This is a genomic window from Paenibacillus sp. TAB_01, from assembly GCF_043945595.1.
Taxonomy (GTDB): domain Bacteria; phylum Bacillota; class Bacilli; order Paenibacillales; family NBRC-103111; genus Paenibacillus_S.
Map to the genome: position 1 here is coordinate 2,537,406 of NZ_JBIFNP010000001.1, position 15,326 is coordinate 2,552,731.

A 15,326-nucleotide genomic window follows, 5' to 3' on the forward strand; every position below is an offset into this window, starting at 1 on the left:
AGGAAGGAGCGGTGCCTGTGCATAGCTGCCGGACTAAACATACCGGCAGCCTTGAACGGTCCTGCATATATGCGTATCGGGGATACTTTTTTTAGGGGGAAATTAAATTTGAACATTCTGGGCAGAATATAGCTGATCAAACTTATTTTTTAATTCGGCGGCCGCATTCCCGGAGAACAGCAGCTCAAGATTATCATCCGACTCTTTAGCCGATTCGGACGAATAGGCATACATGTTTTCCTCGTAGACCTTGACCGCCTTATGGATATCGTCGTGACGGACGAGGGAGAGGGCCAGCTCCGCGGCATCCCGCATAGCTAAATTCACACCTTCTCCTGCAAAAGGGGACATCAGATGCGCTGCGTCGCCGATCAGCGTAACACCCGGCTTAGATGCCCAGGTAAGACCAACGGGCAGCTTGTAGATGCGTCTTGGAAGAAGGGCTTCCTCCGCATAGCGGATATAATTTTTCAAGGAGTCGTCCCAGTCCGCAAACAGCCCCAGTAATTGCCGTTTCGCTTGCTCGGGCTCATGGAACGGAATGCCGCAATGATCCAGCCACTCCCGATCGGATCTGAAGCATAAGTATACTTTAATTTTCCCGTCTCCATTCAGCTGTCCCATTATCGCCTTACAATCCCCAAGGCCGAACATTTTGCCCCGCGCATTAAAAGCTGCAAGATCGGGATGCAGGGCGGCGTCTATCGTAAGCTCTATCATGCTGATTCCAGTGTACTCCGCGGCGCAATCCGTCAAAAGAGGGCGAATCCGGGAGAAAGCCCCGTCTGCGCCGACGACCAGATCTACCGTATCCGTATGTCCGTTCTCAAAATAAAGGGTATGCTGACCGTTCGCCAGAGGAACCGCCCGGACCAGCTTGTGGCCATAATGGATATCCTTCGAGTTGAGCGCATTCAGAAGCATTTCGCACAGCAGCCCGCGGTCGATTTCCGGACGGCCTCCTTTTTCATCCGCTTCAGCGGCCTCATCCATATAGATGGTACCCGTCTTATCCATAAGCCGGAAGTCTTCCCCTTCATACCGGGCGACCGCTTGGAATTGGTCATATAATCCTGCTTCGGCAAGCGCCCATTGGCCGGATTCTTCGTGAATGTCGAGCGAGCCGCCTCTATGCGCATAAGTGCCTGCGACCTCGCGCTCATAAATGACCGATGGAATGCCATGGTTTCTTAGCACGAGAGCCAGCACTAAACCTCCGGGGCCCCCGCCTATAATGGCAATTCGCCGCTGCTTCTGAACTTCTGCTATCGTTTTTAGCATGATGGATTCCTCCTACTAATTATTTAAAGTTACGGCTTGCTGCAGTGATGAAATCACTATTTACAGTATGGCATGTATAAATAAACTGAATGTAAATGCCGGACGAATCTTTCCTTTGATAGAAAAATAAAGCGCTTTCCATTCGTGATTTACGTTATAATAAAGACTGTAAACCTGCTTGTCCCTGGGGCGAAGCGTATTTGGAGACCAAGCGGAGCATCTGTTCTCCATTGCGGGGCGCAGGCCGTTTGGTCAAACGGGGCTTTCGTCCGGTAAAGGGATCGTCAGACGATCGGCTGTAAAGAAACGAGCTTGGTTGTCACAGCATTTCATAAGCAAACGAGGCCTGCTCGGGCAGGCTTTCGCAATGAAACGGGATGGAGGCGGAACATATGGATACGATGCGTAACTGGATGAAATTATTTGCCGGCATGAGGTTGATCGATTTATCGCATACGCTGGAGGAGGAGATGCCGGTTTACCCGACGCATTCCCGGTATTTTCATACGAAATGGGATTCGTTCGACACGGGGAGTCCGGCGCTGGTCGGACAGCTTCTAATCAATGAACACTGCGGCACGCATATGGACGCAACGGGCCATTTCCTGCAGGAAGGGCATCCGGAGCATCGCTATATGGCGGAAACGCCGCTCGCCAATTGCGTAGGGCGCGCCGTTACGCTGGACTTCGCCCAATATACGGACAAGGATCTGGTATCTGCCGAGGAAGTGCAGGCTTGGGAGCAGGCGAATGGGCCTATCGAGTCTGGAGATATCGTACTGTTTCGTTTTGGCTGGGACCGCTACTGGGCGCCGCGGAATGTCGACCGCTCCTACACGGCGAACTGGCCGGGACTCAGCGGAGGGGCCGCGGAATATTTGGTTTCCCGGCAAATTAAAGCGGTCGGCTGCGATACGCTCGCGATTGACGGCTCGCACAGCTCGGGCAATCCGGCGCATTATGCTCTGCTTGGGAACGGCATCAATATCTTCGAAAATTTGAAGGGATTGGACCGGGTGCTCGGCGAATCGTTCTTCATCGGTCTGCCGCTGAAGATTAAGGGAGGCTCCGGCTCTCCGGTGCGGGCGATAGCGATGGTTCCGGAAGCGGCAAGCTCCTGAAAATAGCAAAGACCTTCGCAGACATGCGAAGGTCTTTGTTCCTCCTAATAATTAGGCACCGAATTCCTCCTGGACGGATGAACGCAGGTTCCGGGATTTTTGCGCCAAGCTGAAGTAAGCCAGCAGCGCCAAGAGGCTGGTGCATACAATGATTACACCCATCGGAACGGCCGAATATTCACCGGCAATGCCGACGAGCGGCGAGGTCACGGCGCCAAGCAGGAAGGGCAGCAGCCCAAGCAGCGCCGACGCGCTTCCGGCCATCTGGCTTTGGGATTCCATAGCGAGCGAGAACGACGCGGTGGACGTCATCCCAATCGAGGCCACGAAGCAAAACAGCGGAGCTACCAAAGCGAGCAGCGGCCCGTGCAGCAGAATAACCATAAGCGCCGTCAGGCTGGCCGCGGCCGAAAGAAACAAGCCGAAAACAAGAAACCGGCGTTCCGAAATGATATGATTCAAACGGCCCACAAGCTGAGAGCCGATAATCAGGCTGATGCCGTTGGAGCCGAACAATAAGGCAAAGAGCTGCGGCGAGGCTCCGTAAATTTTTTGATAAATAAACGGTGTCCCGGAGACATACGCGAAGACCCCGCCAATCATAATGCCTTGCGCCAGCGCATACCCAAGAAACTGGCGGTCGCGAAGCAGGGCTTGAATCCCTTTGAACAGCTGGCTGAAATTACTCGACATCCGGTTCTCGGCCGGCAGCGTTTCCTTCAGACCTGCCGTCGCCCATAAGACGAGCGCGATCCCCACGATCCCCAATACGACAAATACGCCAACCCAGGTCGTAAATGATATGACGCCGCTTCCCGCTACCGGTGCGATAAGGGGAAATAAATTGTTCACGAGCATGAGCATGGAGAAGAAGCGGGTCAGCTCAGGGCCGCTGTACAAATCGCGAACGACCGCTCTGGAGATGACGATCCCCGCGGAGGCGGCGAAGCCTTGAATAAAACGCGCGGCGATGAAGCAGTAAATGTTCGGCGAAATAGCGCAGACGAACGAAGCGATCAAATAAAGAATGAGCGATAAAATAACAGGTCTGCGTCTTCCGTGCACATCGCTTAAAGGTCCCATAATGATCTGGCCCAATCCTAGCCCGATCAGACAGGCGGTCAGACTCAGCTGCACTAGCGACGCCTGGGTTCCGAAATCTGCCGTAATTTCAGGAAAGGACGGCAGATACATATCAATCGTCAGCGGCCCGAGCGCCGAGAAAGCCCCCAACAGAAGGACAAGCCTCCAACGATTTAGATTGTTCTTTGACTGCATGGTTTCTTACTCTCCTATTCTTTTTTCTTTATACTTTTAAATATTTAGCCACTTATGATTATACACCAGTTACTTCGTCCTTTGAAGCTCCTTTTACAGGAGCGAACGCAGCAGTGCATCCGTTTGGTTTCGTCCGTCCTCAAGCTGCAGGTTCTTTTTTGCCGCCTCTTCTCATCCGTATTCCTTTACGCTAGAATAAAAGTTGTCCATATATGAGAATTATTCTCACTAATGAATGACAGTGACAAGAGAGGAGTGCGCATCCCCATGTTTCTCCGTAACTCCGCGATAAAGCGTATGAAGCAAGTTATGTTTACGATGGATTATATAGTAGAAAAGCAATGCCGGATGGGATGGAGCTTACAGCGAAGGCTGATCAACCGTCACTATTTGGTTTTTATAACGAAAGGCCGCTTGGAACTGTGTATCGATAGGGAAAAGCTCCTTTTGCAAGCTGGAAATTATGCGCTACTTATTCCCGGCAATGTGGCTGAGGCAAGAGCGCCCTTATCCGAAGCGCCGGAAATCGTGCTGCTCGCTTTTTCCTATGTTGAAGCACAGACACCACACAACCGCAGCGATGACAAGGAACCGGAGCATAGCAATCCGAAGGACGCTCCGCTAATCGAAAACCATTCCGGCAAGCTGCTGTCTTACGGACATTCGGTCCTGCATGGTTTAAAGCAGCTGAAGGCGGCTGGGGAAGAACGAGACGCGATGGGAGGCTGGAAGCAGCAGGTACTGCTGCAGCAGCTGCTTTTTACTCTCGCTTATGAGACGCACCGGAGTGTGCAAGCCCAGGGCGGCATGCGTGAAACGATCCTGCAGCTGGCTGCTTATTTGGATGAGCATTATATGCAGCCGGATCTATCTTTACAAGCTTTGGCCGAAACTTACGGCATCAGCTGGAGCAATTTTTCCGGCACGTTCAAAAAATATGTCGGCGTCAGGCCGATCGACTATTTGACGCAGCTGCGGATGAACCATGCGAAGTCAAGGCTGCTGCTGCCGCTGCGGATGGAGGAGGTGGCTCAGCAGGTCGGTTACCGCGATCCGCTGTATTTCAGCCGCACTTTTAAAAAAACGGTAGGCATTTCGCCAATGGTATATAGAAAGAACCGCGAGAGAGAAAACATTATTACGCTGTCGCCCCACGTTAACGACTATTTGCTTGCCCTGGAGCTTCTGCCGTTCGCCACGATACCTTATGCGGGAAATGACCAGCTGGACGGGCGGCTCCCCTATATTGCAGACAAGCTGAAGGATACCCGTATTTTGCGCAAAGTGACCGCATCCCGATTTGGAGGCGCTCATTAAAGCGAATCCGAGAATGATCCTCGGACAGATCGGCAGCATGGACAGTCCGGCCCAGCTGGATAATATAGCGCCGACCGTCAAGCTGCTGCTGAGGGACGATTGGAGGAGCCTGCTGCTCGAGTTATCCGAGATGTTCGGAAGAAGGGCGCAGTATACGAGGTGGGTCCGTTATTTTGAGCAAAAGGCGGCCAAGGCGAGAAAGAGCTTATCCCAGAAGCTGAACCGGGAAGAAACCGTGATGGTGCTCATCGCTTCCAACAACGACCTGAGGGTGTATGGCGGGAGAAGACAGCTGGGCGAAATTTTGTACAGAGAATTAAAGCTGCATCCGCCGCAGGGCATTACGCTACACGGACCACTACACATGCGTGACCCCGGAGCAGCTCGAGATGTATGAGCCGGATCATATTTTTCTTGCGACGACGAACTCGAACCTTCATCGAGCACAGGTGCGTGAACTGATGGAAAGCGAGGCATGGCGCAAGCTTTCCGCCGTTCGCAGAGGCAATGTGTACGAAGTGCAGAGCTGGTTGAACGGACACGCGCCGATTCAGCACAGCTTGTCCATCGATATCGTGCTTCACCATTTATTGAAGGGATCTGTGTAGCGCTCAGACGGTACCATGGAAGCCGGACCGCGGACGGTTGAAGCAGGATTTTGTCCATAGAAATGCAAGATTATGTGCATTGTATGTTCCAAACCGCTCTCCTATAATGTAAATGAGAATTAATATCAACTAGAAATGGTGGGGAGTCGTTACAATGTACTTAAGTCGACAAGTAAAGAAAGGGATCGTTCCGCTGCTGCTGCTCGTGCTCATGATGGGAATCGCTGCAGGCTGCGCCAGCAAGCAGGGGACGGCTGCGGATACAGAGAAGGGGGCAGCTCCGGAAAAGGCCGCTCAGGAACGGACGGTCAAGCATTTGCTTGGTGAAACGGTGATCAAAGGCGAGCCGAAGCGAATCGTATCGCTGCATCCCTGGCTGACCGATTTCTTATTGTCCGTAGGCTTGACGCCGGTGGCGGCACCAAGCTCAGGACCGGACAGCAGCAAGTTTTCCTGGTATCTTGCGGACAAGCTGACGGATGCCAAGAACATCGGATGGCAAATCCCGCAGGTCAATCTGGAGTCCGTCTTGGCTGCAGAGCCGGATTTGATTGTGGCGAACAAAAGCCATGAGAAAGTGTACGACCAGCTTTCCAAAATCGCGCCGACAATTGCAATCGAACCGGTCAAGGACGAGAAGGGCAACCGGCAAATGCGGGAAACGTTCCTGTCGTTGGCCGGAATGTTAAACAAAGAGGCGGAGGCCAAGCAGGCGATAGCCAAGTACGATGAACTAGCGAAGAAGCAGCGTGAGCAGCTGAAGCAGAAAATCGGCAATCAGACCGTCATGTTCCTCCGGGTCACGGATAAGGAGTTAAGATATTACTCTCCGGCGCTCTTTGAAGTATTGTACAGCGACCTTGCCCTTACGCCGCCGCCACTGATTCCGGATTCGTCCAAATCGTTCGAGGCGCTGTCCGTTGAGAAGCTGCCGGAGGTTAATCCGGATCATATTTTCCTGCTGGTGGAAAATGAGCAGAAAGTTACGGAGATCGAGCAGTTGGCTTTATGGAAGCAGCTGAATGCGGTGAAGAACGGACATGTGTACAAAGTCGACTACGATCTCTGGTTCCAAGGCTTCGGCCCGATTGCCAACGAGAAAATACTTGAGGACGCCGTGAAGAAGCTGGCTCCGTAAACAGCGAGAACGCAGGAGGGAATATACTATGAAGCCTGTCACCGGCAGCACCGCGGACAGCCTGGAAGAAGCTGCTGTCCGCAGACAATATTGCGCTCAAGTATCTGCAGGCCATCGGGAAGACCCTATCGGCTCCGCACCCGGACACCGGGTATACCTGCTTGTGGAAGTACCGCTTCCCTGGCAGGATCAGGTCGAGCAATCGGCACATTTTCCTGCCGGCTTGAACGAAGTGCTGCGGGAAGCAGCCAAGCACAGCAAATTCCGGTTTCTGGGCTTTTGCTCCGAAACGAACGCTTCTCCCGTAGGCTGGAGAAGGGTTATCCGCTACAGCAAGGCCGGGCAGCCGCTCACGCTGTTCGACAAGAAGGAATATGTTGTGCCGGAGGGCGAGTTGAATGCTTTGGTTCAAGCGCTGCTTATGGACAGCGAGTTGTCTTCCTTTGACCGGTACACCGAGAAGCCGGGTCAGGTACGCGATTTGCTCGTATGCACTCACGGCAGTCACGACGCGTGCTGCGGCAAATTCGGCTATCCGCTGTACAAGGAGATTGAGCAGCGGTATGCCGGAACGGAAGAAATGCAGCTCAGGGTATGGCGAACGAGCCATTTTGGCGGTCATCGACATGCGCCTACGCTGATTGATTTTCCGGAAGGGCGCTATTGGGCCCAATTGAAGCCGGAGCTGCTGGACACGCTGATCAAGCGCGAAGGCAGTGTGGAGCGGATTTCCCGTAATTACCGGGGATGGGGCGGCATTAACGCCTTTGCCCAGGTCGCGGAGCGGGCGGCGTTCGTTCAAGAGGGGTGGAAGTGGAACCATTACGAAAAAAAATGCACCGTAGTGAATCAGGACGAGCGCTCTGCGTATGTCACCTTGGAGTACCGCACCCCAGACGGTTCGGAGCAGGGGAGCTATGAAGCCCATGTCAGCGTCTCCCAAACCGTCATTCCAATCGGAGGCTGCGGACAAGCTGGCAGCGAGGCCAAGCAGTATGAACTGGTGAGCTGAACCAAAACGGCTGCGGCTCAGAGCATTTAGGAGCCAAGCGATATAATGAGAAACCGCGCCGGAGCTGAAGCGCGGTTTCTTTTTTCCATTGGCTGGAGCCCGTATCCAATTTCCTTATCGAACTCAGATGGATGTGTTTAGAGAGAGCTGTCCGACTGGGCGCGTCCTATCCAGCCTGATTTGCGGGGACGGCAATACATTGGGAAAACTGTTCTTGAAACCAGGCTTGGTCTAAGTTTCGGCCTATAATGACAATCTCGCTTCTTCGCTGCTCGCCTTCCCGCCAAGCTCGATCCGGGACCGAGTCGAACAGCATATGTATTCCTTGAAATACGACTCGCTGCTTCAAGCCGTTAATGTTCAGGATGCCCTTGTAACGAAACGTATCAGGCACCGTGGTCCTGAAGCCACCTTCCAATGAAAGCTTCCAGCTTAAGCAGTTCTAGGGGACGCTCGTCAGACAGCACGAGGGAAGTTACGTCGTCATCATGCTCGTGGGCTTCTTCCTCCAGAAAACCAGGATCGAGCTCAAGCTTTTTGCCGAGATCGAATGCGTCTATTCCCAGAATTTGCCCGACATCAATAGCGGACTGATGGGTGCGGTAAATTCTCGCATAGGGATTCATCGACCGGAGTCTTTGCTCCAATCCGTTCAGCTCGTCGGCTTCCACAAGGTCCGTCTTGTTCAGCAGGATGACATCGGCGAAGGCGGCCTGTTCCTGAGCTTCGTGCCCTTCATCCAAATGCTGCGGTGCATGCTTGGCATCAACCATTGTGATGATGGCGTCGAGCTTATAAAATTCAGCCATTTCCTCATCCACAAAGAAGGTTTGCGCGACGGGAGCCGGATCGGCAAGGCCGGTCGTCTCGATAATGACCCGGTCAAAATGTACCTTACGGTCGCTGATTCCTCTTTTGGCATCCATCAGTTCACCCAGAATCCGAATCAGATCTCCGCGAACGGTGCAGCAGATGCAGCCGTTGTTCATTTGGAAAATTTCCTCATCGGCTCCGACGACAAGCTGGTTATCAATGCCGACCTCACCGAACTCGTTAACAATGACAGCAATTTTATGTCCGTGCTCAGCCGTCAAAATATGATTCAGCAGTGTCGTTTTTCCTGCGCCAAGGAAGCCGGTCAACACCGTGACGGGAATTCGGCTGTCTGCGCTTTCTTTTTCATACATGAACGCTCACTCCTCGATTTCGAGTTTAATAGTAATATTTACGATTATAAGTATAAATAGACGCAGTACCGTTGTCAAATGCAAGCTATGCTGCCGGCTCCGGAAATCGATAAAGAACAGGCTGAAATCCTTCATAAATTGAAGTCCTTTCCGAACAGAACCGGATTAGGACTTTTTTGCAATTTCAAAAAATAGCCAGAAGATGTATGCGGTTTCATTCAATAAGAGGGTCTGCAAGCCTGCAGGCTTTTTCTATGGTTTGCAAATGACACAATAGGTTATGAAAGGACATCGCCCCGCGTTTTGTGCGGTAAGTGAGCGGTAAGATAATTCAGGACAATAGACAGTAAAGCGGGTGTACGATATAGTCCAGATAGATCAGGTTATACAGCGGGTTCCGCTTGCCTGACAGATCGCCTGACGGAAGAAAACACAAGAACAAGGATGAAGGAGAAAGGAGAATGGGGATTGGACGCCAAACAGACCACCTTATCGCACAAGGCTTCATCGAATGAGCGGAGCGGCAAACGGTCATCCTTTATACTAAGACAGCTAGTGATCAACCGGTGGATGTATGCGATGATGGTGCCGGGCATTTTATTTTTTATCATATTTAAATATGTTCCCATGTGGGGGGTTATCATCTCATTCCAGGATTATCAGCCGTTTCTGGGCATCAGCGGCAGCGAATGGGTAGGGATGAAGCATTTTAACCGGCTGTTTACGTCACCGGATTTTTGGCTGCTGTTCAAAAATACGCTGATGCTGTTTATCTGGGATTTGACGTTCGCTTTCTTCACGCCGATTGTGCTGGCGTTGATGTTGAATGAATTGCGCAGCATGTTTCTCAAACGTTCCATTCAAACGATCATTTATATCCCGCATTTTATGTCATGGGTCATTGTCGTGTCGATTACCTACATTATGCTCACAACGGAGGGCGGTATTATTAATGAGGCGATCGTCCGTTTGGGCGGCGAGCCGGTTAACTTCATGCTGAGCCAAGGCTGGTTTCGGCCGCTGTATACCCTGCAAACGATATGGAAGGAAGCGGGCTGGGGCACGATCATTTATTTGGCAGCGCTTGCAGGCGTTGATCAGCAGCTGTATGAAGCCGCACGGATGGACGGAGCCAGCCGGATCCGCCAGATTTGGCACGTAACGCTGCCGGGGATTCGCAGCACGATTGTCGTCCTGCTTATTTTAAAGGTCGGCGATATGCTCGACCTCAGCTTTGACCATGTGTTTCTGATGCTAAACTCAATGAACCGCGAGGTAGCCGATGTATTCGATACCTTCGTGTACTTGACCGGTATTTCGCAAGGGCAGTTCAGTTACTCCACAGCTATCGGGTTGTTTAAATCCGTCGTCGGCCTCATTATGGTCGTGGCTGCGAACAAGCTGGCGAAGCTGCTGGGCGAAGAAGGAATTTATTAATCCAATGACCGCTAAAATGAGAGCGCTCCCAAAGGTGCCGGATTTAAAGGAGGCAGTCCAACATGAATAGACACTCGCTATTCAGCCGTCTGTTCGATGGTATCATTATCGTTATCGTATCCTTGTATGCTCTGATCTGTCTGCTGCCGTTTATTCATATTGTAGCGGGATCGTTTACGACCGGGGCGGAATTGCTGCGCAAAGGCTTCGTGCTGATTCCAACCGAATATTCGCTGGAGGCGTACCGCTATATTTTCTCCACGAGTACGCTCGTCCGCAGCTTAGGCGTCACGATTTATTTGACGGTGGTCGGAACCGTGATCAATGTCATCTTTACGGCGCTGCTGGCTTACCCGCTTGCCCGCAAGGACGTGGCCGGACGGCAGGCTATATTGAAGCTGATTCTGTTCACGATGCTGTTTAACGGGGGGATGATCCCGTCCTTCCTGCTGGTGAAGCAGCTCGGTCTGCTCAATTCGCTGTGGTCGCTGATTTTGCCGGGACTCGTCGGCGCTTTTATCCTGATTATTTTGAAAACGTTTTTCCAGCAGCTGCCGGACAGCATTGAAGAATCGGCGAAAATCGACGGAGCGAACGACCTGCAAATTTTGCTGAAAATTGTGCTTCCGCTTTCGATGCCGGGGATTGCTACCATCTCGCTTTTTTATGCGGTAGGCCATTGGAATACGTTCATGCAGGCCGTGCTGTATATCAATAACTCCGAGCTGTGGCCGATCCAGGTGCTGCTTCGCCAAATCATCCTGATGTCCAGCGGTAACATCGGCGATTCCAGCATTATGGACGAAGGGGTCGTGCCGCCGGCGCAAACGGTCAAAATGGGCGTTATCGTCATTGCGACGGTTCCGATCCTGCTTGTGTATCCTTTCCTGCAAAAGCATTTTACCAAAGGCGTTATGCTCGGGTCGGTCAAAGGATGATTTCCCCATCCTTTCCTATACAATATATTTCAAGGAGGTCACTATGAAAATGAATGCGAAGCAACGTTATGTGGGGGTTCTTACCTGCAGTATCCTGCTGACCGGATCACTGCTTACCGCTTGTTCCAGCAGCGAGCCGGAGGCGCGGCCGGCGAAGGGTGCCGATGGAGGTACAGCGGCCGGGCCGCTGAAAATTTCAATGATGACGGCATTGAACAAGCCGGAGCCGCCGAAGGCGGATAACCCGCTGATCAAAAAGGTCGAAGAAGTGACGAACACGAAGCTGTCCATCAACTGGGTGCCTGCCAGCAGCTATGCCGATAAATTGACGGCATCGATCGCGTCCTCGGATTTGCCGAACCTGCTGGTCGTATTATCTGCGAACCTTCGCAACCCGGTGATCTCGAATGCGGTCAATTCCGGCGTATTCTGGGATTTGACGCCTTACTTGAACGACTATCCCAATCTGAAAACAATGAATCCGGTCGTCGCCGACAACATCAAATTTAACGGTAAAATTTACGGTATATCCCGCGACCGCGATTTGTCCCGCAACGCTATCATTATCCGTAAGGACTGGCTGGACAATCTGGGCTTGCAAGAGCCGAAAACGATCGATGATCTGTACAATGTTGCTAAAGCGTTTACAGAGAACGACCCCGATAAAAACGGCAAAAAAGACACGTACGGCTTCACCGATTGGAAGCAGCTGACCACCTTCGGCAATATCCTCGTTTGGATGGGCGGGCCGAACGGCTGGGCCGATAATAACGGCAAGCTGTCCTCCGACTATGTGGCGCCTGAATATTTGGACGCGATGAAATTTATGAAAAAGCTGTATCAGGAGCAGCTGATCAATAAAGATTTCCTGCTTGTCGACAAGGTTCAGCAGCAGGACAATTTCGCCAAAGGCAAGGCAGGTATGTACATCGGCGCCGCCGACGATATCGAGAAAATGCAGGATAACTTGACGCAGCTTAATGCCAACGCCAAGGTAGCGTTCGTCAACCGGATCAACGGACCGAAAGGGGAGCGTGCGGTTGGGGGCTCCGGACATGAAGGGATCGTCATGGTTCCCAAAACGAGCGTGAAAACGGAGGCGGATCTGAAAAATATGCTGAAGTTCCTCGACTGGACAGCCAGCAAGGACGGCGTGAACCTGCTCAAATGGGGAATAGAAGGAACCACTTACAAGCTGGATAACGGAAAAGCCGAGGTCATTGATTCCAAAAAGTATCTGGACGAATGGGAATCGTACGGCGCTTCCTTAATGACGCTGCGCACCAATGTGCTGCCAATGATGACGACCGATCCGATTACGCAGCGGGTAGAGGATATCCGCAAAGACAGCTCGTCGATTGCGGTCAGTAACCCGTCGCAGGCGTTTGATTCCAAAACGAATGCGGAGCTCGGCGGATCGCTGAAGCAAAAAATTGAGGATGTCCGCAACCAGTTCATTCTCGGCGCGGTGGACGAAGCTGCATGGAAGGCTGCGGTCGACAGCTGGATTAAAGGCGGCGGCGACAAAATTACCGAAGAATACAACGCCCAATACAGCGCAGCCAAGAAATAATGACGGCATGCCCCCTTCCGCCAATAGATTTCGTAAGGGAAGGGGGTATCGTTGTTCTTCTTTTCCGGGAGTAGTGGTAGACTGAGGTTGACATTACTTTTTGAGAAAGGATCATTCATGAGAATTTCTTTTTCCGGATATTTTGTAAAGGTTGTCAGCTTTGTTCTTCTGCTCAGCACGATCCCCGTCCTGCTGTTAGGGGTGGCGGCTTACTGGAAATCTTCCAATATGGTGCAGGAGCAGGTCGTTCAAAGCAATATGCAGGTACTGCTGCAAACCCATATGAGGGTAGAGAAAGAGCTGAAGCTGATCGATCAGATGTCCACGAACCTGGTTGTTTCCAACCTCGTTAACCGGATGCTGAGACAACAGCTGGATGAGCAGGATTTCATCGTAGTGAATCAAATTCAACAGAGCCTTAATCTGTTTAACTCGTACGAGCTCGGGATACGCGATGCCGTATTATACAGTCTGGAGACCGGTTGGCTTATCGGGGCGGGCACCTTTTATACGGAAGGAGGCTCGCGGTTCGACAGCAGGGAGCTGGCTGTCTATAACAGCTCGCCGCTCAACTCCTTCTGGGTTGTGGACAAATCGGAAACGGGCGGCGGTAAGGGCGTGCCTGCAGGCAATGTCATCAAGTTCGTGCAGAAGCTGCCGATCTATGCGGCCAAGCCGCTCGGCCTGATGGTCGTATCCGTATCGGTTCCCGACCTGCAAAGCCTGCTTGCGGATAACCGGCTTGCCGGGTCCACGTTTATTCTGGACGGCAAGTACGATTGGGTCGCTTCCAACGGCGCCGTTTCCGCTCAAACCGATACGCTCAAGCAGCAGCTTGTGCCGGAACTGAGCGGCCATAAAGAGACGGACGGCACGTTCATGCTGTCCACGGCCGAAGGCAGCTTTGCGGTCATTTACCGCAAGGCGGCTTATAATGGCTGGACGTACGTGTCGCTTGTGCCCACTGACGAGATATACAAGAAATCGAAGGATATCGGCTGGTATACGTTCTTTGCCTGCGCCGCCTTGGTGCTGCTGACTGTCGGGCTGTCGCTGCTTGGCTCGAACCGGATTTACCGGCCTGTCCGCAAGCTGTACGATTCGGTCCAGGATGAAGTGGATCAGCCGGAAAGCGGCCCGCGCGGCGATGAGCTGGAGGTCATCGGACAGCGCTTTCGCTCGATTTGGCGGCTGCGCAACGAGCTGTCCGCCAAACTGGAGCGGCAGCGTCCGCAGCTAAAGGAATTTTATTTGTTCAAGCTGTTTTCCGGCGGAGCCGGTGAGGCGGCGGAAGCGGCGGAGAAGCTGTCGGAGCTCGGCTTCGATCTCCAGGCGTCGGGCTATCACGCACTGGTGCTGCAGATCGACCAGCTGACCGATACGCGCTTTGAGGAGCGCGACCGGGATTTGCTGCTGTTCGCCATTAACAATATGGTCGGGGAATTAATTGACGCTCCGCACCGCCTCGATCCGATCGTGATTAACCAGTCTCAGGTGACGATCATCGGCAGCCACGAGGAGCTTCCTGCGCAATGGAAGCAGGAAGCTTCCCATTGGGTGAAGCTTGTGCAGAATAAGGTGCGCGAATTTTGGGGGCTGTCCGTCAGCCTGGGCATCAGCTCGCCGTTCGTTCATCTGAAGGACGCCGGCCAAGCCTATAATGAAGCGCTGGAAGCATTGAAATACAGGCTGAAGCTTGGCAATGAGGCGATTCTGTTTTATGCCGATGTCGTCCCTGCCAAATCGCCTGCGGCTTACTTCCCGCGGGAGCTGCTGGAAGGTCTGGTTGACGCGATCAAGCTGACGGACCGGCAGACGGCAAACGACAAGCTGCATGAGTTTATCGCTCAGATTGTCAGCGGTGAGGCCAATCACCAGGTTTACCGCATTTCCTTTGTGCGGCTGCTGGCGGAGCTGCTCAACGTGGCGCAGGAATCCGGCACCAGTGTACAGGAGCTGGCCGGCGACCGGCTGCTGCTGTTCGAGCAATTGTTTCAGCTGCAATCCGTGCAGGAAATCGAAGAATGGTTCCAAGGGCGTCTGTTGGAGCCGTTAATTCAAATGCTGGAAGACAAGCGGAAGGTCCGCTTTCAGAAAATATCGGATGAAGTCAAGCTGCTCATCGAGCACCATTACGATTCCGAGCTTACGCTCGAAATGTGCGCGGACCGGCTAAATTATCATCCGGTCTATGTGAGCCGCATCTTCCGCAAGGAAACCGGCATGAGCTTCTCCGAATATTTATCCGGCTACCGGCATGAAGCGGCCAAAAAGCTGCTGGCGCAGACCCAGCTGTCGGTCGCGGAAATCGCAGGCAAAGTCGGCTACAATAACGGTCCGAACTTTTCGCGTCATTTCAAGAAGGTGGAGGGGGTTACCCCCGGGCATTACCGGGAGCTCGCGCAATCGCAGGCTCCTCTGCAATAACCGAAAGGT

General features: G+C 52.6%; 12 protein-coding genes and 1 pseudogene. 10 read left to right on the forward strand and 3 right to left on the reverse strand.

The features are described 5' to 3' along the window. Positions 1-102: 102 nt before the first annotated feature. Positions 103-1,281 (reverse strand): FAD-dependent oxidoreductase, encoded by a 1,179-nt coding sequence (locus ACHHV8_RS12385; protein ID WP_395158534.1) that lies wholly within the window; start codon positions 1,279-1,281, stop codon positions 103-105. Between the two features lie 392 nt (positions 1,282-1,673). On the opposite strand from ACHHV8_RS12385, the gene ACHHV8_RS12390 reads away from it, so the two are divergent. Further along, positions 1,674-2,402 (forward strand): cyclase family protein, encoded by a 729-nt coding sequence (locus ACHHV8_RS12390; RefSeq protein WP_395158535.1) that lies wholly within the window; start codon positions 1,674-1,676, stop codon positions 2,400-2,402. 51 nt (positions 2,403-2,453) lie between these two features. On the opposite strand, the gene ACHHV8_RS12395 is transcribed toward ACHHV8_RS12390, so the two are convergent. Continuing rightward, on the reverse strand, positions 2,454-3,680 hold the full coding sequence (locus ACHHV8_RS12395) for a multidrug effflux MFS transporter (protein WP_395158536.1): 1,227 nt from the start codon (positions 3,678-3,680) through the stop codon (positions 2,454-2,456). A gap of 447 nt (positions 3,681-4,127) precedes the next feature. On the opposite strand from ACHHV8_RS12395, the gene ACHHV8_RS12400 reads away from it, so the two are divergent. The 5 genes from ACHHV8_RS12400 to ACHHV8_RS12420 all read left to right on the forward strand — a co-directional run bounded on the left by ACHHV8_RS12400 (position 4,128) and on the right by ACHHV8_RS12420 (position 7,755). Further along, positions 4,128-4,997: a helix-turn-helix transcriptional regulator gene (locus ACHHV8_RS12400; RefSeq protein WP_395158537.1), complete on the forward strand. Its 870-nt coding sequence runs from the start codon at positions 4,128-4,130 to the stop codon at positions 4,995-4,997. A gap of 13 nt (positions 4,998-5,010) precedes the next feature. After that, positions 5,011-5,394 (forward strand): ABC transporter substrate-binding protein, encoded by a 384-nt coding sequence (locus ACHHV8_RS12405; RefSeq protein WP_395158538.1) that lies wholly within the window; start codon positions 5,011-5,013, stop codon positions 5,392-5,394. Then, complete coding sequence (locus ACHHV8_RS12410; RefSeq protein WP_395158539.1) at positions 5,387-5,605, forward strand: hypothetical protein; 219 nt, start codon at positions 5,387-5,389, stop codon at positions 5,603-5,605. Before ACHHV8_RS12405 ends, ACHHV8_RS12410 begins: the two co-directional genes overlap by 8 nt. A 154-nt stretch (positions 5,606-5,759) precedes the next feature. After that, positions 5,760-6,743, forward strand: coding sequence for an ABC transporter substrate-binding protein (locus ACHHV8_RS12415; protein ID WP_395158540.1), 984 nt, complete (start codon positions 5,760-5,762; stop codon positions 6,741-6,743). Positions 6,744-6,771: 28 nt separating this feature from the next. Beyond that, positions 6,772-7,755 (forward strand): ferredoxin family protein, encoded by a 984-nt coding sequence (locus ACHHV8_RS12420; RefSeq protein WP_395158541.1) that lies wholly within the window; start codon positions 6,772-6,774, stop codon positions 7,753-7,755. Between the two features lie 166 nt (positions 7,756-7,921). On the opposite strand, the pseudogene ACHHV8_RS12425 reads toward ACHHV8_RS12420, so the two are convergent. Continuing rightward, positions 7,922-8,942, reverse strand: a pseudogene (locus ACHHV8_RS12425) (CobW family GTP-binding protein). Between the two features lie 570 nt (positions 8,943-9,512). Here ACHHV8_RS12425 and ACHHV8_RS12430 point away from each other — a divergent pair. The 4 genes from ACHHV8_RS12430 to ACHHV8_RS12445 all read left to right on the forward strand — a co-directional run bounded on the left by ACHHV8_RS12430 (position 9,513) and on the right by ACHHV8_RS12445 (position 15,317). Continuing rightward, entirely contained in the window at positions 9,513-10,379 is an 867-nt protein-coding gene (locus ACHHV8_RS12430) for an ABC transporter permease (RefSeq protein ID WP_395163486.1), read from the forward strand. A gap of 62 nt (positions 10,380-10,441) precedes the next feature. Next, positions 10,442-11,317 carry a carbohydrate ABC transporter permease gene (locus ACHHV8_RS12435; RefSeq protein ID WP_395158542.1) on the forward strand — a complete coding sequence of 292 codons (876 nt, stop codon included), beginning with the start codon at positions 10,442-10,444 and terminating at the stop codon, positions 11,315-11,317. Positions 11,318-11,366: 49 nt separating this feature from the next. Further along, positions 11,367-12,890 (forward strand): extracellular solute-binding protein, encoded by a 1,524-nt coding sequence (locus ACHHV8_RS12440; protein ID WP_395158543.1) that lies wholly within the window; start codon positions 11,367-11,369, stop codon positions 12,888-12,890. A gap of 117 nt (positions 12,891-13,007) precedes the next feature. Further along, the gene (locus tag ACHHV8_RS12445) at positions 13,008-15,317 is read left to right on the forward strand and encodes a helix-turn-helix domain-containing protein (RefSeq protein ID WP_395158544.1); all 2,310 of its coding nucleotides are present in this window, start codon (positions 13,008-13,010) and stop codon (positions 15,315-15,317) included. The last annotated feature ends 9 nt before the right edge of the window (positions 15,318-15,326 follow it).

Bases quoted from the DNA above. Each gene is read 5' to 3' on its own strand.
- ACHHV8_RS12385 (WP_395158534.1), bottom strand. From the start codon at position 1,281: ATGCTAAAAACGATAGCAGAAGTTCAGAAGCAGCGGCGAATTGCCATT.
- ACHHV8_RS12390 (WP_395158535.1), top strand. From the start codon at position 1,674: ATGGATACGATGCGTAACTGGATGAAATTATTTGCCGGCATGAGGTTG.
- ACHHV8_RS12395 (WP_395158536.1), bottom strand. From the start codon at position 3,680: ATGCAGTCAAAGAACAATCTAAATCGTTGGAGGCTTGTCCTTCTGTTG.
- ACHHV8_RS12405 (WP_395158538.1), top strand. From the start codon at position 5,011: ATGATCCTCGGACAGATCGGCAGCATGGACAGTCCGGCCCAGCTGGAT.
- ACHHV8_RS12410 (WP_395158539.1), top strand. From the start codon at position 5,387: ATGTATGAGCCGGATCATATTTTTCTTGCGACGACGAACTCGAACCTT.
- ACHHV8_RS12415 (WP_395158540.1), top strand. From the start codon at position 5,760: ATGTACTTAAGTCGACAAGTAAAGAAAGGGATCGTTCCGCTGCTGCTG.
- ACHHV8_RS12420 (WP_395158541.1), top strand. From the start codon at position 6,772: ATGAAGCCTGTCACCGGCAGCACCGCGGACAGCCTGGAAGAAGCTGCT.
- ACHHV8_RS12430 (WP_395163486.1), top strand. From the start codon at position 9,513: ATGTATGCGATGATGGTGCCGGGCATTTTATTTTTTATCATATTTAAA.
- ACHHV8_RS12435 (WP_395158542.1), top strand. From the start codon at position 10,442: ATGAATAGACACTCGCTATTCAGCCGTCTGTTCGATGGTATCATTATC.
- ACHHV8_RS12440 (WP_395158543.1), top strand. From the start codon at position 11,367: ATGAATGCGAAGCAACGTTATGTGGGGGTTCTTACCTGCAGTATCCTG.
- ACHHV8_RS12445 (WP_395158544.1), top strand. From the start codon at position 13,008: ATGAGAATTTCTTTTTCCGGATATTTTGTAAAGGTTGTCAGCTTTGTT.